This window comes from Flavobacterium sp. 1, assembly GCF_002797935.1.
Classification (GTDB): domain Bacteria; phylum Bacteroidota; class Bacteroidia; order Flavobacteriales; family Flavobacteriaceae; genus Flavobacterium.
The window spans coordinates 5,297,136-5,318,187 of the sequence record NZ_PGER01000001.1; the positions used below are offsets into that span (position 1 = coordinate 5,297,136).

Annotated in this window: 16 protein-coding genes; 3 read left to right on the plus strand and 13 right to left on the minus strand. The window is 30.9% G+C overall.

Annotation, left to right across the window (positions count from 1 at the left end):
- Positions 1–8 precede the first annotated feature (8 nt).
- From CLU83_RS21810 to CLU83_RS21870, 13 genes are all read right to left on the minus strand, one after another.
- Complete coding sequence (locus tag CLU83_RS21810) at positions 9–965, minus strand: hypothetical protein (protein WP_157802159.1); 957 nt, start codon at positions 963–965, stop codon at positions 9–11.
- The gene (locus CLU83_RS21815; protein ID WP_100433534.1) at positions 949–1,473 is read right to left on the minus strand and encodes a hypothetical protein; all 525 of its coding nucleotides are present in this window, start codon (positions 1,471–1,473) and stop codon (positions 949–951) included. Before CLU83_RS21815 ends, CLU83_RS21810 begins: the two co-directional genes overlap by 17 nt.
- Positions 1,466–2,653: a PilN domain-containing protein gene (locus CLU83_RS21820; protein WP_100433535.1), complete on the minus strand. Its 1,188-nt coding sequence runs from the start codon at positions 2,651–2,653 to the stop codon at positions 1,466–1,468. Before CLU83_RS21820 ends, CLU83_RS21815 begins: the two co-directional genes overlap by 8 nt.
- Entirely contained in the window at positions 2,653–4,578 is a 1,926-nt protein-coding gene (locus CLU83_RS21825) for a type II secretion system protein GspD (protein WP_100433536.1), read from the minus strand. Before CLU83_RS21825 ends, CLU83_RS21820 begins: the two co-directional genes overlap by 1 nt.
- Positions 4,579–5,982: a GspE/PulE family protein gene (locus CLU83_RS21830; RefSeq protein WP_100433537.1), complete on the minus strand. Its 1,404-nt coding sequence runs from the start codon at positions 5,980–5,982 to the stop codon at positions 4,579–4,581.
- Positions 5,983–6,465, minus strand: a complete 483-nt coding sequence (locus CLU83_RS22930; RefSeq protein WP_100433538.1) for a prepilin peptidase — start codon at positions 6,463–6,465, stop codon at positions 5,983–5,985. It abuts the gene before it with no gap.
- Between the two features lies 1 nt (position 6,466).
- Complete coding sequence (locus CLU83_RS21840; RefSeq protein ID WP_100433539.1) at positions 6,467–6,901, minus strand: type IV pilin protein; 435 nt, start codon at positions 6,899–6,901, stop codon at positions 6,467–6,469.
- A gap of 74 nt (positions 6,902–6,975) precedes the next feature.
- Positions 6,976–8,088, minus strand: a complete 1,113-nt coding sequence (locus CLU83_RS21845) for a type II secretion system F family protein (RefSeq protein WP_100433540.1) — start codon at positions 8,086–8,088, stop codon at positions 6,976–6,978.
- Positions 8,085–8,576, minus strand: coding sequence for a hypothetical protein (locus tag CLU83_RS21850; RefSeq protein ID WP_232727216.1), 492 nt, complete (start codon positions 8,574–8,576; stop codon positions 8,085–8,087). The genes CLU83_RS21845 and CLU83_RS21850 overlap by 4 nt, the downstream gene beginning before the upstream one ends.
- Entirely contained in the window at positions 8,569–8,916 is a 348-nt protein-coding gene (locus tag CLU83_RS21855; RefSeq protein ID WP_100433541.1) for a hypothetical protein, read from the minus strand. Before CLU83_RS21855 ends, CLU83_RS21850 begins: the two co-directional genes overlap by 8 nt.
- The gene (locus CLU83_RS21860) at positions 8,891–10,102 is read right to left on the minus strand and encodes a hypothetical protein (protein WP_157802160.1); all 1,212 of its coding nucleotides are present in this window, start codon (positions 10,100–10,102) and stop codon (positions 8,891–8,893) included. Before CLU83_RS21860 ends, CLU83_RS21855 begins: the two co-directional genes overlap by 26 nt.
- A gap of 5 nt (positions 10,103–10,107) precedes the next feature.
- Positions 10,108–11,004 (minus strand): hypothetical protein, encoded by an 897-nt coding sequence (locus CLU83_RS22205; protein WP_157802161.1) that lies wholly within the window; start codon positions 11,002–11,004, stop codon positions 10,108–10,110.
- Positions 11,005–11,259: 255 nt separating this feature from the next.
- A complete protein-coding gene (locus CLU83_RS21870; protein ID WP_100433543.1) occupies positions 11,260–13,980 on the minus strand; it encodes a reprolysin-like metallopeptidase in 2,721 nt (906 codons plus the stop codon).
- A 418-nt stretch (positions 13,981–14,398) separates the two neighbouring features.
- Here CLU83_RS21870 and CLU83_RS21875 point away from each other — a divergent pair, with 418 nt between their 5' ends.
- Genes CLU83_RS21875 through CLU83_RS21885 form a run of 3 tightly spaced genes read left to right on the plus strand, consistent with a single transcriptional unit; the run spans position 14,399 to position 21,052 of the window.
- Positions 14,399–14,848 (plus strand): OmpH family outer membrane protein, encoded by a 450-nt coding sequence (locus CLU83_RS21875; RefSeq protein ID WP_100433544.1) that lies wholly within the window; start codon positions 14,399–14,401, stop codon positions 14,846–14,848.
- Complete coding sequence (locus CLU83_RS21880; RefSeq protein ID WP_100433545.1) at positions 14,835–15,437, plus strand: hypothetical protein; 603 nt, start codon at positions 14,835–14,837, stop codon at positions 15,435–15,437. The genes CLU83_RS21875 and CLU83_RS21880 overlap by 14 nt, the downstream gene beginning before the upstream one ends.
- An 8-nt stretch (positions 15,438–15,445) precedes the next feature.
- Entirely contained in the window at positions 15,446–21,052 is a 5,607-nt protein-coding gene (locus CLU83_RS21885) for a hypothetical protein (protein WP_157802162.1), read from the plus strand.

Genomic DNA, 21,052 nt, shown 5'->3' on the forward strand with positions numbered 1-21,052 from the left:
AGAATTATTTATTTTACTATAAATTTAAAAGGAGTACTATAGATACTTACGTTTCCTGCCAAATCAGTTGCTTTAATTCGCCAATAATAACTTCCAATTGCAGTGAAAGCTTTATCAAATGACGCTGTCGAAACATCATTTTTTTGGATTATAGTTGTAAAATTAATATCGTTTGAGAATTCTATTGTGTATGAAATGGGTGATTGAATAGCACCGACATCGGCTAGGATTGACCAACTAAAATTAATTGTTTGGTTTGTTGTAAATGATGCATTTTGTATGGGAAGTGTATTGCTAGGTTGATTAGGATTAGTTCTGTCAACAGAAAATGTATTTGAACTAAAAAGAGTTGCAGATGTCCCATTTACTCCTTTTACTTTCCATTTGTATTTAGCTTCTGCGCTTAAATTAGTGTTATTTATTATAAATGTTGGGTTCGTAATATTTGATTCCTGAAAAACAATAGTTTCTCCATTGGTTACATTTAATAATTCAAACTCGTAATAATCTGCCATCTTAAGTGCTTCCCAATTACAAGTTAGAGTACTGCTTTTTGTATAATGATTATCTGCTGGATTTTTTAAAATTATTTTTTGGTTACCTAAATCAGTTGATTCGATTACAGAAAAATCAGCATGGAGAGAGTAGGAAGATTGATATGCAAAATTTTCGCCCCTTACTCTCCATTGGTATTCACCAGGAAGGAGAGAATACGTTAAATTTGTTTTAGTTATTAATGAATCTAATATTTTTGTTTTATCTGTTTTGAAAATTTGTATGCGATATTTATCTGAGTCAGAAAGGCTATTCCATTTAAAATTGACAACATTACTTTCAATCTCTTCATAATCTTTTGGTGATATAAGTTCTATCATATTATTTGTTATGTCCTTTTCTAGTATATCATCACAGGAAAACAAAACTAATGCAATTGCTATTATTGAAACTCTATTTATTTTTTTCATAATTTTGAAATATAATTTTAAAATGTAAAAGATCTGTTTTGTTGTTTTTTTTTGAGACATAGAAATGCATATTTACAATTCTTGAATCACTAAAATTTTTCTCAAAATCGTATCCTAATTGTAATAATTGGTTAACATTACCGGTGACATCCAGTTGATTTGTGATAATAGTATGGCTTTCATCTTTAAAAAGGTGTATCGGCTCTAATACATTAATGGACACTTTAGGGTGTCTTTTTGCTGTAAAGTTTACAATTTCTTGCTGTATTACCTCTTTTGACACTCCCTCTTTACCTATTAGCCTGTCTAAATAAGCCACCTCTTTGGCCAAATTGCTTGAATTATTAGCTTTTTTATTTACATCTTCAATTTTTTCTGATAAAGCATTATGTTCTTTTATTACTTGAATTAATGTACTAAATGACCTTTTGTATGCTGTTATCGCAATTATAAAAGTCAAAAGTAGTAACGCTAGAAATTTTTTCTTAAAGGAATATTTTTCAAACATTTTTTATTGTGATTTTTATTTCAAATTGAGATTTGTTTTTTTTGTCTTTTTTCAAACTAATAATTTCAAAATTTCCCAACCAATTCATTTTTTTTAGACTTTCCATCCAAGTGTTAAATGAAGATTCATTAAAAGTTTCTCCTTTTACATTTATGGTGTTAGAGTCAAAAATTAATTTTTGGTTTGCTTTTGATTCCTTGGTTAGGGGAGTTATTTCTAAAACGGTTAATGAGACATCTCGCGGAACTATTTTAATGATTTCATAAGAATAGAAGGATAGGAATTTTGAAGATGAGAAGCCTGATTCTAACAGTATTTTTTCTTTATTTTCTTTTTGTTTTTCTAAATCTAATGTTTGCTGATAGTTTTTATCGGTATATATATTTTGAATATTCAGAGCTGTGTTTTTGGATGTATAATATTGAATTAAAAAGAAACTTATCAAAAGCGAAATCAAGAAACCAACTAGTATTGAGATTCCAAAATATTTAAAAGCTTTCTTGTATATAATTTCGTCTGTATTTAATGTTTCAATTTTTGTTTTTGAAATTTCTTTAGATTTTATAAAAAAATCAATTACTGTAGCATATAAAGGCAAGTATATGTTAGAGATAGTTTCGTTTCCAATTATGTAATTCTCTTTTTTGGTAAAATCAGTTTGTTTTACAAATTTATGTAGTTTGCTATTTTTGAATTCTAATAGTAAATCATTTGAAAGTATTACTTCTTTTTTTATTGAATTAATCAATATTGCTGAAATGAATGACCCTAAATAGATATCAATTATTTGAAAATTATTTTTTTTGAATTTTGAGAGAGTATCGATTATAATATTTTTTCTGCTGAAGCTTATAAAATCAATGTTTAAGCCTTTTAAGCTTATGTGATATATAGAGTTTAAATCAATGTTTTTATACCAACTTACATCAGCTTCATTGTTGAAATCAATAGCCTTGTTTAATACGCCCTTTCCGTCAATAAATAAAAGTAACGGTAAATTTGGATCTACATTTTTTTTAAGGTCCTCAAATTCTGTAAATGAAGCCATAGAAACAATCGTTACTTTATTTCCCTTTTTTTTAACTGTTAAAACATGATAAAGCTCTTCATTATCTTTTTTAATGATTCCTATAACGTGTAATTCGTTAATTTGTATTATTTTAGATAGAACTGTAATCATTAATATACTACTGTTGGTTTAATAAATAGATGCAATTTTGACGTGCTTTTTCCTTTTTGTCTGCTGCTAAAAAACCATTTAATGATTGGTATTCTTGAAATTACAGGTGTTCCCGTTCCAGAATTCTCTTTCTTTAATTCGTCTAAACCTCCTAATAAAATCATTTCGTTATTTTTCACCCTAACTAGGGATTCGAATTTTTGTGTAGCTTTTCCAGGAGGAGCATCTTCACCTGCTCTGGCTAAAAAGGAGCTTTTTTCAACAACTATGGTTAAAGTCACATTTTCATCAGTTGACACAAACGGTTTAATTGATAGGCTTAGATTGGCATCTGTAGATTTCCAAACACCAGAGTTTAAAACATCGTTTCCAATATTATTGTTAATTAATCTATTAGTCTGTTCAAAATAATAGCTGGTTTCTCCAATTGACAATTTTGCTTCATGACCACTTATAGTTGCTATTTTGGGAGTTGATTCTACATTAATTATGGAATTATTCTCGAGTAATTTTAAATTAGCATAAAAGGATTCGGCTACTTTGCCTAATTTAAAAATTCCAAAACCGTTAAAAGCATCAATTAGAGAATTTATAGAAGATCCATTTACAACGACATCAGCAGTTGGATTTGTAGATGGAAATATTGTGCCACCAGTAACTGCTTTATTTAATTTGTCTATTCCGATCTTCATTCCAGTTTGAATAGAATATGATTTATTATACTGAACAATAATTACCTCAATTTGAACCATAGGAACAACTTTGTCTATTTGTTTTATGTATAATTTTAATTCATCAACAGTATTCTTTGATCCAGAAACTATTAATCCGTTCAATTCTGTAAACTCTTTTATCTCTAATTTGTCGGAAAAAACTTTTGGTAAAGAACCAAGAACTAGTTCTATAGATCTATTTTCCATCTGTATTAGTTCAGTCACTCTTAATCCTTCTGCAATTTGCTCTCCTATTAAATAAAATTCTCCTTGTTTTTTGAAAGTGTATTTTTTTCCTTCAAGGATTTGTTCCAAAAGATCGTCAAATGTTATATTTTCTACAGAAAGCGTGATTTTTTCATTTTCAGGTTTGTTATAAAAAAAATAATTGATTTTTAGTTTTTCTGCTGCTTCGGTTATTAGATCCGCGACATCAGCGGCATATGCTTTTATGGTTAATAGTCCATTTTTGCTGGCTGAAACATCATAATACCCTGGGAGACCCACGGCAGCTTTTGGCTGTTTGGCTTTTAAATTAGAATTGTTACTTGTTAAATTTGCCGTTGATTCTGTGTTGTTTTTTTCAATATAATAAATTCCATCATCATCCTTTGCTGCTAATAGATTATTTGACTTTGCAATCATTTGTATTACTTGGTCAAATGGGCGATTTAATATATAGGAGGAAACGGTTATGTTTCTGATGGTTGGGGCCAAGATCAAATTCTTACTTGTTTTGTCTATAATTGTTTTAATAACGGACGATAAAGTGTCATTTTCCAATTTAACGGATAAGAAATCATTTAGCGGATTATATGTGACATCGATTATTTTAGCAGTTTTTTTTTGGACAATAACTCTTTCAATTCTTTTGTTGAAAATAATAATGTTATTTCTAAAAGTTACTTCGAGATCATATTTTTGCACTAAATGTATAAATACGTCTTTAACTTTTACATCAAAAAAATTATTGGACACCATTTGATTTAGACTCTGATCTACATCAACATTTAATTGATGATCTTCTGAGATAGTAGAAATAAAGTCATGAAGTGTAAGTCCATTTATATCTATTTTTATTGATTCGTCAAGTCCTTTATTTTGTGCTGACATTGCATCAAAATTCTTAACTAATTCATTTATATCTTGTTGAGCTATAATAGTATTTGTGAAAAATAAACCAATTAGAACGTAAATAATTTGTTTGAACATTTATATGTTTATTAAAATAGAATAAATTTCTTCTAGTGCCGTTTCTCCTTTTGATAAGATATCAAATGCCTTTTCTGACAATGATTTGTAGTTATCATTAGTATTAAATTGTTTTGATATAGTATTGTTTTTTATTGCTTCAACAATAGTATTTTCAATTGGTAAAACTTCATAAATAGCAGTACGGCCTTTATAGCCTGTATGATAACATTTGTTACAGCCTACACCCTTATAATAGTTGGATATTTCATAAGGAAATTGAAAATTACCAGGAAAATCACTTTTATTGCATTCAACCTCTTTCTTACAATCATTGCATAATTTTCTTATTAATCGTTGCGCTACCGAAAGATTTAAAGTCTCGGCAATCAAATAAGAGGGGACTCCCATATCAATTAATCTTGAGATTGTCCCTATTGCTGAATTGGTATGAATTGTCGATAAAACTAAATGACCTGTTAAGGAGGCTCTAATTGCCATTAAAGCTGTTTCTGAATCTCGAATTTCACCAAGCATAATCACATCGGGATCTTGTCGTAAAAATGATTTTAAGGCAGTCGAAAAAGTAAGCCCGATGTCTTCTTTTAATTGAACCTGATTGATTCCTTTTAGTGTATATTCAATTGGATCTTCTACTGTAACAATATTTCTTTTACTATCATTGAGCAATCTCAGAGTAGCGTATAGCGTTGTTGTTTTTCCAGACCCGGTTGGTCCGCTTATTAAAATAATTCCATTTGGTTTTTTTACAGCTTCTAGATAGTTCTGTAATTCTTCTTGCTGAAGGCCTAGAGTATTCAAATCAATATTTGATGCATCTTGTCCTAACAAACGCATAACTATTTTCTCTCCAAATAATGTTGGCAAAATGGAGACTCTTATGTCAAATGAATCGTTTGTAATTCTTCCGTCTTGCGGTAGGCGTTTTTCGGTAATGTTAAGCTTGGCTTTTATCTTTACTTTATTAACTAATTCAAGATAATTGTCTCTTTCAACTTTATATCGCTCGATTAATTGCCCATCAATTCTAAACCGAATTCTAGATGAATCTTCATAAATTTCAAAATGTATATCACTGCATTTTAGAGATTTTGCTTCTCCCAATAAATTTTCAAGAAAATCACCTTTATCAACATTAATTGATTTACTTGAATTAGTAAGCCGTTCTTTGCGATAATAAATGGATAATGCTTTTTCAATTTCTGATGAATCAAACGAGATTAATGATATGTTTTTTCCAATAAAAAGTTCTAATTCTTCTTTGGTATCCAGATTGTTATTTGATTCATCTATATAAAGTTCTAAACTAGAGTCAGACACAGTTTTTGGTAATACCCTATACTGATTTGCCAGGTCATTGGACAAAATATGCTGATTTTCTGGATGAACAATTATAGTTTGCATTTATATTAAAGAGATTTTTGGGATGCTTAATAAACTATCCATTGCAAGAATTATGAATAAAAATAATGCCGAAAATCCAGCTAGAGGAACCGTATCGTGTTTCATTTTTTTTCTCAATGTAAATTGCAGACAAATGGCAAAAAACATTGAAAGTATGAAAAAGAGAATGTAATTTTTATTATTGAAAAATGGGGTAATTGCGATATAAAACAACAAATCACCTAATCCAAAATAGTTTTGAAAAGGATTTAAAAAGCGTTTGTTTTTTAAACTCATATAGATGGTTAATATGCTCAGAGTTATTAGAAAAAAGCATATGTTTAGGAGCATGATTTTATTTGAAAGTTTATTTTCCTGTCTTATTATAAAATAGGATGACAAGAAAATCAGTAAAGGCAAAACCACATGAATTGCGCGGTATTTCCAATCTTGAAAAAACACAATTAGTAGACAAAGTAATAAACCTGTAAAAATTATTTCCAATTTATTCTTTTGTTACTTCTGTTAACATTTTCTTACTGTCAATTTCCCAAGTGTTAAAGATTCCATCTCCATCTAAATCTGAGGTTGCTGTTGCACGTGCTAAGAATGAATCATTTGAAGCTTCAACAATTTCAATTTTATATACCGCTTGACCACCTTCGTCAACTGTGAGTTCTGGTTCGAAACCAAGTTCTTCCAGATTACTTGAATATTTTGAATGTCTATAGAAATGACTTTTTTCCAGGCCGTAGACTTGATTAAGCATCGCTTGAGCTTCAATAGCTTTTGCTTGACCAATCACAGATGTTTGGTTAGGTAATACCATTAATAGCAGGATTCCAATGATACATAATACTATCAAAATTTCGGTTAGAGAATAGGCTTTAACCATTGCTCTTTTAGTATTTTGAAAGTTTATTTTAATGTTACTCAACATCTTTATCTTATTTTAGTCGTTAAAAATTGTTAATTTTAATTTTGACAAAAATACAAATTGTAATTAAATTTTTGTTATTTATTTATTATTTTGCTTAAATCAAACATTGGAGCATACATAGAGACCATTATTACCCCAACAATCACTCCAATTACTATTATAATCATAGGTTCTAAAATAACACCTATCATCTTGGTCTGATGGCTAATTTCTTCATTATATTGTTCAGTTAATCTTTCGAACATCGTTTCAAGTTGATTCACTTGTTCAGCTACTTCCACCATAGAAACCATTTTACTTTCGAATACATTGTGTTTTTTTAAACTTTCATGTAAAGAAGCACCTCTTGTTATGTCTTCTTTTATTTCTTCAATAGCAACTTCAATAGGATAAAAACCTATCATTTTGGCAGTCAATGTCAAAGAATTTATTAATGTTGTTTTGGAAGTGATTAATAAATTCATTGCTTGACAAAAGCGGGAAATATAAATTTTCCGAATCAAGTTTCCAAAATAGGGAGTTTTCAAAATTATTTTTGTTGTAAATGCTCTGTAATTTTGATCTTTTTTTAATAGAGTATGTGTGGCGATTAATCCAATTATAACAGCTAATACAACCGTAAAAATTGCTCCTGAATGATTTGATAATTTTATAATAATCTGAGTACTTTTAGGTAGTTCATTTCCAAATTGTCTAAAAACAGAACTAAACATTGGAACTACTTTATTGAGCATGAAATAAAGCACTAAAAAGGTGACCAGCATTACAATTGCAGGATATGTCAGCACAGAGATAATTTGCCTTTTCATCTGTATTTTTCTGTTGAAATATTTTTGTAATTCGGCTAAAACTTCTTCTAGTTTCCTGGTTTCTTCTCCTATTTGAATGCTGTAATATTCGTATGGGGAAAATTGATTTGTTTCTTTTATAGATTCATAGATACTTCTTCCTTCTACAACTTTGTTCTTTAATTCAATGATTATTTCTTTTTCAAATTTATTGGAAGACTGGTTGCCTAATATTTCTAATGCTTTTTTAAAATCGACTCCAGATTTTAAAAGCATACTCAACTCCCTGTAGAATACTTCTTTTTGTTTATCTGAAAGAGATTTTGAAAACTGAAGATTAATACTTTCTATTTTAACTGGTTTTTTTTCAGATTTATATGTGCTTAAATCAAGACTCATTTTTCGTTATTTTCTTTTAATAATAATTCATTTGCATAAATGCGTTTGTAGAATTTCAAGTCCATTTTGTTTTCATTTATTTCTATATTGAATTTTAATTTTTGAAAAACAAATTGTTCCGATTTACTTTTTACTGTATCAATATGTATTTGATTTAGCTTTATTTTAAATGTGTCAATAAATATTTCATTACTTCTCAAAGCATAATCTTCCAGAAAACTGTATTTTATGCTTTCACCTGAATAACTTTTAAATGTAATTTCATTGTCAAGAATATTCATCTTTTCATTTTCAAAAATATCCTTGTTGATGCTATATGTAAGTCTATTTATATCACAGATTAACTCATTTTGATTTTTGTAATCCATCATCCTTTCTGTTACAATAGAAAAAACGACAAAAATTATACTCATAATGATAGCCGTTATGACCATGCCAACAATAGCTTCTACTATGGAAAAGGCAGATGCCATTTTTTTGTTATTCATGATTATTTTGAATATAAAAACTTTTTTCAAATTCAAACTGTGTACTGTCTTTAAAACGGATGGTTGTTTTTTTTAAATTTTCATTGACGTATTCTTCTTCAACTGATAAATTTTCCTCTTCGTTTTCATTTAGTAATGAGTCACTTTTTATTTGTGATAAAAAGAATAATTCATTTACTTTATTTTGGGTATTATAGAATTTTGCAGATGTTCTTGGTGTAAATACTGCGGCAAAAATCATAATAGTGAAATAAAAACAAATTGAAATGATAGTCAATGCAATGACCGATTCCAATATCGAATTTGCTTTTAGGCTATAGTACTTTTTTAATGATGCCATGAGATACATTTTTTGAATCAAATATTGGGATTGAAATAAAATAGTTTGGTCTTTTTTTAGCATTTATTTCTATATCCGAAATCGTGTTGTCATAGGATGCAGATTCTGTTTTGTAAAATAATCGGTTGGTATAAACGGAACCATAGACTTTGCTTTTTAAAAATAATTTGCCACTGCAATAAATGTCTCCAAATAACAAGCCTTCTTCATCTATCTCTATACTATTTTTGTCTATCATTTCGTTTGTGTTACCAAATAAAACGACAGCACCATTTATTTTGCACTCTTTTTTTATTTTTATTTTGGACTCATCACTAGTTTCATTATAAATACATACTACAGAAGGGTAGTTCAATATAACATTTTGTTCCAATTCTATTCTTTCTGAGGCAAATGCTTGAACAGTGCCTTTAAACCCAGATTCAAATGTTATTTTTGGTGCAATCAATATTACATCTTCTAAAACAGTATTTTTTTTGATATGCAAGGAATCTTTGGAGCGTAAAATAAAATTGCCTTTAAAAATCACATTTGAAACAATGGAGTTCAGATAGATTTCTTTAGTTGTATTAAAAAAAGAGTTAAAATATAACGAATCTTTTGGCTTTTCTACATCAGATAAACTTGTTTTCTCAGCATGTATTCCATAGAATATTTTCTTAAAATCAGGATTGATCTCTGGAAGCTGATTTTCTGAAATAGTGTTTTTTCCATCAACAAGAAGCTGATTGGATTTATTGTTGATATAAGCAGTTTCGATATAGGTTGATGGGAGAGAATTGTCTCCAATTAATTTTACTGTACCAGTATAAGTAAGTGATTTAGAAAAATTGGCTAAAAATAGTGCTGTTTTATCTTTGGTATATCGTCCAATAAAATGTGCTGACTGAACTGTGTCTTTATTTGTTTCGGATGTTACTAGCAAAAGATTTAACAGGCCATAGGGTTTTGTTGCATAGCTTCCTATAATGCCTGATTTTTCATCTTGAATAGGCTCTTGTAATGTTTCTTTATTCTCTAATGCAAGATTAACTATTGATTGATTATTGATGTATAATTCTTCCTGAAGATTATAGTATAAATTGAGCTGTCCGTATAAATTCGAAAAAAACAACAGAGCCCCGCAAATAATAGAGACAATTAAGCAAATGTAAATGGCATATAGTAAACTGTGAGCTTTAACCATATCTTTTATTTGCTTGCTTTTTTGCCTAATAACTTATGGAAAAATCTATTAAATAAATTTTCTTTTTTAGATTTTGTTGCAGCATTTATAGTAGTTTCTTTGTTTGCTTTTTCTAAAGATTTTTCTTTTTCTTCAGCTTCTTTTTGTGCTTTTTTATTGGCTTTGGCTGTTTTTCTTGCAATAGTTTTAGCTTCTTTGGTCTCTTTTTTACGAAGCTTTGCATTAGTTTTTTCATTTTCTAATGCTAATTCTTGTGCTTTTACAAAATCTCTTTCGGCTTTTTTTGCCACAGCTATTTTGTTTTTTTCAGATTCGATTCCTATTTTTTTATTTTGCTCGTCTTTTAACTCTTGAAGTTTTAATTTTAATTTGTCTAATTTCGATAATTTTTGTTTTTTTACAGTTGGGATTCCATGGCTATAACTAACAGTATCTTTTTTTTCAAAATCATACCATTTTCCTTGTTTTTTGTCATTTTTATAACAACCAGTTTCTACAACAAGCCCATTTTTATCATATTTGTAATACATGCCTGTTCGTAGTCCTTTGCTCCATTTTTGAGTGCTTTCTATTGAGCCATTAGGATGCCATGTTTTCCAAATTCCTATTTTTAGACCATTTTTGAAGTTTCCTTTTTCGGCGATTTGATTACTATGGTAGGTTTTTAAAAACACATCATTTAGTAAATCTCCTCCTGAACCGCCTTGAGCACTATGAATTGCCCCACCTTTAAACCAATAATATACTTTATTTGGTTTTGGAGCAACATTTTTGTCTGTAACATAAAATTCATATCTGAAATTTTCATCGGCAATACGTTTTATGTTGTATGGTTCTGAAAAAGAAGAGGATATTGATATTATGGAAAGATATAAGAAAAGAAGAGCAGCTTTTGTTTTCAAAGTGAAATATGTTTATAAACGGGCACAAGTTAATATAATATATATTGTTTTTCAAATATAATTGTAGTCTTTTATTTAGTTTATCTATAGGATTCGTTTCCTTTTTGTTTTATTCTATAATTTAATGCTTTAGTTAATCTTAATTGATTTTCTAAAATTAAAAAGATGCATATCTAAAAAATATTAACAAATTAAGCTTAGATTTTTATTTTAAATAGGTATTAGCTTTTGTAATATGAAACCACTTGAGCCAACTTACTCAATCACTATTTTTTTTATAGTTTCCCTATCTCCATCGACTATTTTCAATAAATAAATGCCAGTTTGAATATTATCCAATTGTATGTTTTTATCAAAATTTGATTCGTTTTTGTATATTTTATTAATAATTTGCCTTCCTAATAAATCGTAAACAAAAACTTTTAAATCATTTGTACTACTCCCAGTAAACCGTACATTAAAATTTCCTTTATTTGGATTTGGATACAGATTAAAATCATCTACTTCAAAATTTGTTACTGTTAAAGAATTTGACTTTGTGCAGATTGTTAATGACGCAGATTCTAACACCCCATTATCTCCGGGAAATGCATCTCTTACTCTTAATGTCCATTTACCTTCGGGATTAAAGTTATTAAAAGCGGCTAGTGGTTGAGCAGGAATTACTGTCTGTAAAGTTGTTTTAGTGCAAGAAAGGGCAGTTCCTGAATCGTCATAATTTAAAATTAACTTATTGTTTGAAGCTCCGCAAAAATTGTCAAACAATTTTACAACTATTCCCTGAGGGTTAATTAATTCTATTTGAATATCAGGAAGATAAGGGTGAGTGAGTTTTATTTCTACATTTATATCAGCTACATTTTCTTCGGATGATGGTACGTCAATCGTTAATGAACTATATGTCTCTGATTCTGGAATTGAAAAAGGTGTGGCAAAAGTATATTTATTACAAGAAGAAGCGGTTGAATTTGTAATTGAAAAAGATTGACTATTCACAGCATAATAAATATTTGCTGTTGGTTCTATCATTATTCTACAATTTGTTGCGCTAATATTAGGTACTGTGATTTGTGCTGAACCATTATTGGGAATATTGGAAACTAAGGTTGTTGAAAATGTCAAACCTCCATCGGTTGAAAGTTTGATATTAACATTGGCCGAGCCGGGTAAAGTATTAGTATTGTTTACGGTCCAGTTTATAGTTTCAGCAGTACCAGATGTCCAATTGGTATCTGGATTATTTTGTGAGGTTATTGTAAAAGGGCCAGCACTAGCTGTTACCGTTACTGTCATAGCATCAGTATTGGTTTGTGCTAAACCCAGGGGAGCATTATTTCTTCCTGTTAAAGTGAAGTTCAATGTTCTGTTTATAGAAGAAAGCGATTCCCAAGTTGTTGTCAATTGGCCTGCAAGAACTTTATCTAATGCCGGCATATATCGGTTTGGCGAACTGCTTGGTAAGATAGATCTAAAAAGAGGACCATTGGTTTTTGTGGGATATGCAATGCTGTTAGAACCTGTTTGATCGGTGGCAGAATCATATTGTTCCCAACAATAAGACAGGGTGTTTTTATTTGGATCTGAACCCGTTCCTTTCAAAACAAAAGGTGTGCTTTTAGGAATAATGTAATCCATACCGGCATTAATTGTTGGTGTTTGATTTGTTAAGATAGTATTTATTGGGCAAGATATTGCTGCTAGATTCTCCTGAATTTGCAAAATGCTAGCATACCCAAAATAACTATCGGAATGGCTTTGAACATTATAATCTGTAATTCCCGCATATCCCATAATAGTAGAACCGCTACCAGGTTCAACACTTACATTTGTTTTTTCAATATCGTACGAAAAAATATGATTGGCGCCTATTTGGTGTCCAATTTCGTGTGCAACATAATCAATATCAAAAGTACTTCCTTCTGGTTTTGAATTTGCTGGCGATGTATACCCACTCCCTTTACCTGTAATGAAAACGGGTGTTGAGTTTGTGTTTGTTAATGGACTGCAAACACACCCAATACAGCCCGCATCCCCTCCGCCTCCAGAAGCAGCAAATAGATGGCCTATATCGTAATTTCCCTCTCCAATTACATCTGTAATAGTTTTTTGCACTTCTTTATTCCAAGTTCCTGGGCAATCACCAGTGCAGCCAGAAATAGTTTTTAATCCTTGTGCTTCATCAGAATACGGATCAGTAGAGGCGTTGGTATAAATAATCAGATTATTATTGGAAATTATTTCTAATTTTAATGCTAAATCTTTATTGAAAACAGCATTTACCCGTGTCATTGTAGCATTCATTCCTGCTAAGGCACCTGCTGCAGTTCCACCAAAATAATTTGCGTACTCACCCGTGCAGGATAACGCTAAACGTATAGTTTTAAAAACACCGGTATTTGACTTCAATTGACCGGTTTTTTTTGTTAATTCTCTATTCAATACAATATCAGCAGTTCTGCAGGTTAAAGGCAAATCTCCTTTGTTTCTGTTTTTTGAAGTCGAAAGAATATAAATTGATTTGTCTTTATCTAAAAGATCGATAAATTCTGAACAGCTATCACCTCTTAAAACCATGCTTTGAATTCCGTTCGGAGAAACACTAAAACTAATTGAAGCATTCGGATCAGTAATTCCAATTCCAGAATAGGCTCGAATATCGGGAAATTCATCTTGTAATTCTGGTGAGAAATTTGAGGATTCTTTTATAACAAACAATTCCAATAATCCATTGCTGTTAGGAATTGAAATTTTTGTCACTGCATTTTTATTTGATTTCTCTTGAAGATTATTCAATGTTTGCTTAAAGCTGATTTCATTCAAAGAAAAAAGTAATTTATGATCTAAATCAGAATTATCGCCAAGTTTTTGGTTAGAAAAATCAGTTATTTTATTTACTGATTTCCAATGAGCGGAGTCTTGAGAATAAGTTTTAAAAAATACGATAAAAATTATTATAAAATGTAGGAATCGGTTCATTAGTTAAATAATTGAATGGCGAAAATAACTCATTTTATTTGGTATACAAATAAAGCTTCCACAATTTAAAAAAGGCTGTGAGGGTCTCTAAACTGTTTTGTGGATTCATATAGTTTTTTGAATTTGGAAAATAATATTATTCAAAGCGCTTAAAATGAGATATTTACTTACTTTTTGTATAAATTAAATTCTTGTTAATTTATCATGTTGAAGTATTGTTGTTTTTTTGCTAATTTTATTGAATATAATTTTGATAGTTTGTGTTAAAAATAATTTTTTCATTTTTATGCTCTTTTAATTGAAAGAAAAGTTGCTAGATTATAAAAACAGATTACTTTTGCACTTGAAAATTAACAAGTTATTTGTGCTTAAAAATAAATTTAATCCGCTATTTGTAGTTAACTGCTTATTAATAAGTATGTTGACTATTTTTTTTGTTTGCTATTTCTTTAAATCTAATAGAGAAATCGTTTATGTTGATACTGTAAAATTATTTGATGGTTTTATGATGACCAAAGAAATGAAGAGGGCAGGTGAAAAAGAATTTAATTCCAGAAAATCAATTTTAGATAATTTATATTCCAATTTACAATCTCCTACAATTACTGCTTCAGAAAAAAAAGAGTTGATGCAGCAATTTATTCAAGGAAAAGAAGAATTGGAACAGTTCAATCAAACTTTTGCTTCTGAGCAAACGACCAAAATTTGGTCAAGAATAAAAAGTTACACTACTGAATTTTCCAAAGATAAAAATTATCAGTTAGTAATTGGAGCTGATAATAGGCAAACGGTGCTATTTGCAGATGAAAAAATTGATGTTACAAATGATCTTCTTACCTATTTAAACAAAAAGTATGAAGGTTTGTAGTGCGTTATTTTTTGTTTTATTTATTTTTCTTCTGGTCTCTTGTAAAAAAGAACCAAAAAACGGTCAGCAAGATTCCGAAATTCGGGATCGCTATTTCAACCTTGAAAAAATAGGATGGAAATCGCGTTCCTATACGCAAGTGGTAGACGATATTGGTTTTACAGCAACCGAAGTTCCCATTCAATATTTTTTATTGAAAGACCAAGGAATTGAAAATCTGCAGCACATCGATTCCCTTTATGAAGAAAATAAAAGAGAGCGTGTTATTGAGTTTACCTTCCAGCAAGATGAGGAGAAAGATTTGTTGGGCAAAGATTTTACAGGAATGGATTATACCGCTGCTGTAAAGTATATGTCTTTTGGCCTTGATAAAGATTTCTACGTAGTGACTTCAAAAAAAGATACAATCCTCTGTTCCGGTGTGAATTTTGAGCGTAATTATAAAATTGCTCCTTTTCAAAAAGTACTATTATTCTTTTCAGGAATAGATCCAAACGATAAGATACAATTGATTTACAATGATTACCTTTTTAGAAAAGGAACATTAAAATTTAAATTCAAAGATCCTTTTACCCCTATAGCCTTATGATCCAACAAGTGAAAAAAAGTAAGTTTAAAAAAACAGTTGCTATTTATTTAGCGATTATGATTCTTTTAGAAACATTCCAGCCAATGCAAATTTATGCACTGACCGGAGGACCTTCGCAGCCAGAGTTTGAATCATTCACTCCTATTGGCACCTCAGATATGGTGGACTTGGCTAGTGGCGATTTTAATTACAATATTCCTATTATGGATGTTGGCGGATATCCTTTAAATCTAGCCTATAGTTCTGGTGTATCTATGGATCAAGAAGCTTCATGGGTAGGATTGGGATGGGATCTTAATGTAGGGCAAATTTCAAGACAGCTTAGAGGATTACCGGATGATTTTAATGGTGATGAAATGATTTATGAAAATAACATGAAGCCTAATGTGACCGTAGGATCTAATACGAGTTTTTATGTTGGTTTTACGGGTCTAAAAGAGTTAAAAGCTAATATTGGAATGGGGATTAAATATAATAACTATGATGGTTTTACGGCTGCAGTAAATGGTGGTTTAAGTGCTCAGATTGGAAATAGTTTAAGAGTAGGGATGGATCTTGAATCTTCTGCTGCAGAAGGGGTTACCGTTTCTCCTACTTTGTCTTTTAGTAATAAGAACAATAAAAATACTACCCGAAATAACGATTTGGGTATTAGTACAGGCGTAAGTTACAATAGTAGAAAAGGCGTTGAAAGTATGACTTTGTCTTATACTGTTAAAAAGAAGGACGCAGGCGGATCCGTCAAGTCAAAGTGGGAAGCAGATAAAAGTGGAGTTTCTGGCATGTCTGGATCTTTATCCTTTTTAGATGCCTCATTTACTCCAACAAAGCGGGTAGGTATGGTCTCAAATAATTATATGTTTAGCCTTTCATTTGGCGGACAAATTTGGGGAATTGAACCGAGTTTTAATTTTTCAGGATTTAGGACTAGCCAAGGAATTAAGGACTCTGAGAAATACAAAATAGAAAAAGGCTATGGTTTTGAAAATACCTATAATGCTGGGAAGTCGGATATATTAGATTTTAATAGAGAAAAAGACAGGTCATTCAATAAAAACACTACTTCTTTGCCAATTACAAATAACACGTATGATATATACAGCATACAAGGGCAAGGAGTTTCAGGGATGTTTCGTCCTTATAAATCACAAGTAGGATATGTGTATGACAATGAGGTAACTGATGGGAGTTCTGGCGGAACTCTTGGAATTGAGATTGGTATCGGAACCGGATCCCATAATGGTTTTGATGCAACGGCAACAATTGGTAAAAGTTATACTAAACTATGGGAAAACTCTAATCCTGCACTAGGACGATTTAAAGAAAAAAGAAAAGATAATAGACCTGATTATGAAAAAGTTTTTTTTAAGAACATTGGAGGTTTTCATACGGATAAGGAATTAAGTTTATTTAATAAAGAATTAGGGAATTATAATCCTATTAAGCTTGGTATAGTTGGCAGTGGATTTGATACCCAAACAAATTCAAATTATTCTACAAATCAAGCGGTTATTGCAAATGAACGCCAGATAGTTAGAAAGGAAAGATTGTCAAGAAATCAATCTATAGAAAAATTAACAAAAGCTGAAGCTAAAAAGTATGGTTTTAAAACACAGTTTAGTGATTTTGCCAAAGACAATCATACTGCCGAAATACGAATCACAAAAGAAGGCGGCGAGCGCTATATTTATGGCAGAGCCGCTTATAATTCGATAAAAAAAGAAGCAACTTTTGATGTGGGCAGTACCCCAAAAGTTGATTCTAAAAAAGGGTTGGTAAAATATCTTCCAGGGAAAGATAATTCGGCTGAAAACCGCCAAGAAGGAGATCAGTATTTTAACAGAGTAACTACTCCGGCATATGCTCATACTTATTTATTGACTTCAGTTTTATCATCAGATTATCAGGATTTAAAAGGTGATGGACCCTCAGATGATGATTTGGGAACCTATACCAAGTTTGAATATGATAATAAGACAAAGACCAATATTTATAAATGGAGAATCCCTTTCGCTAAAGATTCTGCTAATTATGATGAAGGATTGCGTTCCAGTAAAAAAGACAATAAAGGAAATTATTTATATGGTGAAAAAGAGATGTTATACATTAAAAAGATTGTCACCAAAACTCATATTGCTATTTTTTATCTTTCGGAAAGAAATGATGGTTATGGCGTAGAGGGAGAAAATGGAGGATATGGAGATGTTAATACTATTTCTAAATCTAAAATGTATAAGCTAGACAAGATCTCATTATATTCTAAACCAGAATACTTAGCCAAAGGAGAACAAGCCATTCCAATAAAAGAAGCCCATTTTGAGTATAATTACAGTTTATGTCAAGGGATTGATAATAATATAAATACAATTAAGAAAGTAAATGAAGGACAACAAGGGAAGTTAACATTAAGTAAAATTTATTTCACCTATAAAAATTCGAACATGGGGAAATTCACTCCTTATGTTTTTAATTACGGATTCAATCCTGATTATGACATGAAGGCTTATGATGTTTGGGGAAATTACAAACCAGTAAATCCTGAAACAGGTTCCGCTACTACGGCTGCATTAACGAATACAGAATATCCTTTTGTAGACCAAAAAGATAGAGTAAAAGCAGATCAATATTCTTCGGCTTGGCTTTTAAAATCCATTCATTTACCATCGGGTGGACAAATGGAATTAAATTATGAATCGGATGATTATGGAAAGGTGCAGAATAAAGACGCTATGCAAATGTTTAAAGTTGTAGGTAGTGGTGATAAAAATGGACTTGTCGCAGCTAACATTAGTGATGCAAATAATAGTGTTATAAAAAAATTAGGTAATTATGTTTATGTAGAATTAGATCATAAAATTGTAGATAAGTCATCTAATAGCAACCGTTCTATTGCAGACATTTTTTACGATCAGTATTTGAAAACGATAGGGGATGATGGTAATCTTCTTTATTTTAGGTTTTTACTCAATATGACAAATCCAAATCCTTTGCCAGGGATTGATGGAACCGATAAATACGATTATGTTACGGGGTATATGAAGATTAATAAAAAAATGGAGGATTATGTTTTTAGTGAAATAAATGGAAAACAATACGTGGCTATACCTCTTGAATATGTACCGAAAGAAGATGGTTTTAATGGTAAAGCAGAAGAAAATCCAATATCCAAAGCGGGGTGGAATTTTGGAAGGCATAATTTAAACAGACTTGTTTATAGTATGGACAACCAAGAAGATACTAATAATTTAAAAGGAATTGTTGTTCAAATGGTTGGTTGGTTACCTACTTTACTCGATATTTTTAAGAGTCCAAATGGTAAATTAAAACAAACAGGAATTGCCAGTAGATTTATAAGCGGTAAGTCATGGATTCGTTTAATGCAACCAGATTCCAAGAAACTGGGAGGTGGCAGTAGAGTAAAAGACATAAGTATTCATGACCAATGGGATGTGATGACAGGTCATGAAAATAATACTAATTACAAACAATTTTATGGACAAAAGTATTCGTATAATACAGTTGATAAAGACGGAAATCCTACAGAAAATTCTTCTGGAGTTGCAACCTATGAACCTCTAGGTTGTAAAGAAAATCCATTTGTAAAACCATTTTATGAAAAAAAGAAAAGAGATTTATTGTTAGGTCCAGAAAATGATAATTATGTGGAGGAACCGTTTGGGGAATCGTTTTTTCCTTCACCAAAAATCACTTATAGTAGGGTAACAGTTAGTAATTTACCAAGAAATAATGTTGAAAATGCTACAAATCCATTAATTATAAAAAAACACGCAACAGGTACAGTTGTGACCGAATTTTATACGGCGGATGATTTTCCAACGATTGTTGATAGAACAATTTTGTCTGGAGGTTTTAAACAATCTAGTGCTTTGTCTAATTTTTTAAAATTAATGGTAAAAAGTAATTTGACATATTCACAAGGATTTTCTATTCATACCAATGATATGGATGGTAAAATGAAAAACCAATGGGTGTATGGTGAAGGACAAAAAGATGCAATATCTGGAGTTGTCTATAATTATAATAAGATTTCTAACACAGAAAATAAAAACAATGGATTGTTAAACAATACTATACAAACTGTAAATTCTAAAGGCGTTATAGAGTCTAAATTGGTAGGTGTTGACTATGATGTGATTAATGATTTTAGAGATTGTAAGTCCAATAGTTCTACTCTCGGAATCCATTATAATACTGCAATTTTACCTTTTACTTTTATAATTGTGGTAATTCCTATACCCTTACCAAGTTATTCTAGTGACGAAAGTGAGATACGTACAGCAGTAACCACAAAGGTTATTCACACTTCAGGCATTCTTTCGGAGAAAATAGCTTATGATCTGGGATCAAAAGTATCTACCAAAAACCTGGCTTGGGATGCTGAAACGGGTGATGTATTGTTGACCGAAACGGTGAATGAATACAATGACAAATACTTTAATTTTAATTTCCCTGCTTATTGGAGCTATGATGGAATGAGTCAGGTAGCTAAGAACAGTGGTTTGGAATGGGGTGTCGCCAAAACGGGAAACAATCAGTATCAATTTACTGGAATCTACAAGGCTTCTGATTATTTGATCGATGGAGACGAAGTGTATATAAGCGGAATTGGGGCTGATGGCAGAACCAAAAATGCACTTAAAGCGTGGGTTGTAAAAGTAAAAGAATCAAATTTCCAGTTGTTGGATAAAGATGGATTACTGGTTAAGTGGAATAGTATTAATACAGGAACAATAAAAGTAATTCGTTCTGGACACCGCAACATGCAAATGGCTTCTATGGCGAGCGTAACTTCTATGCGAAATCCTTTATATGATTATGATGCCAATAATAAAATAACCAAGGTAAAAGAAAATATAGGAGGGAATCCTTTCTTATCTACTTCTGCAAGCGATAGAATCGTCAATGCTTCTGCGATAGAATATAATGATATGTGGCCTTCACAGTGTGAATGTAATTTGCCTAGAATGTTTTTTGGAAATGATGGTAAACTGCAATTTGAATACGAAAAAGACAACAGTCTGGACGAGCAAGAGGATATTATCAAGCGTTCCTACAACCCGTATCTCTATAACATACTAGGGAACTGGAGAGCCAATAAATCCTATGCATACTTAACGGGAAGAAACTACACCGTAGACCCGACACCTCGTAAAACAGGATATTTTGCCGATTTTGCACCATTTTACATACTTACAGGAGGCAAATGGGGGATTACGGTCGATAATTATAAACGATGGACTTTTGCCTCTCAGGTTACCCAATACAATCCTTATGGGCAAGAAGTAGAAAACAAAGATGCTTTAAACCGCTATTCGTCTGCTTTGTATGGGTACAACAATCGTTTCCCAGTTGCTGTTGCTTCCAATACTAAATACAGTGAGCTGGCTTCGGATGGTTTTGAGGATTATGACTCCATTGCATGTTTGAAGGATTCTCATTTTGACTTTAAAGCACAGCTAAAAGTCAATGAAGTAAGTGTCTCTACAAAGCAATCCCATACCGGAAGGAAAAGCTTAAAAATAGAACCGAGTAAAAAAGCAGTACTAAAAAAACAAGTTGTTAGCTGTAGCAAAGCAGGAGTAACCACTAAATAA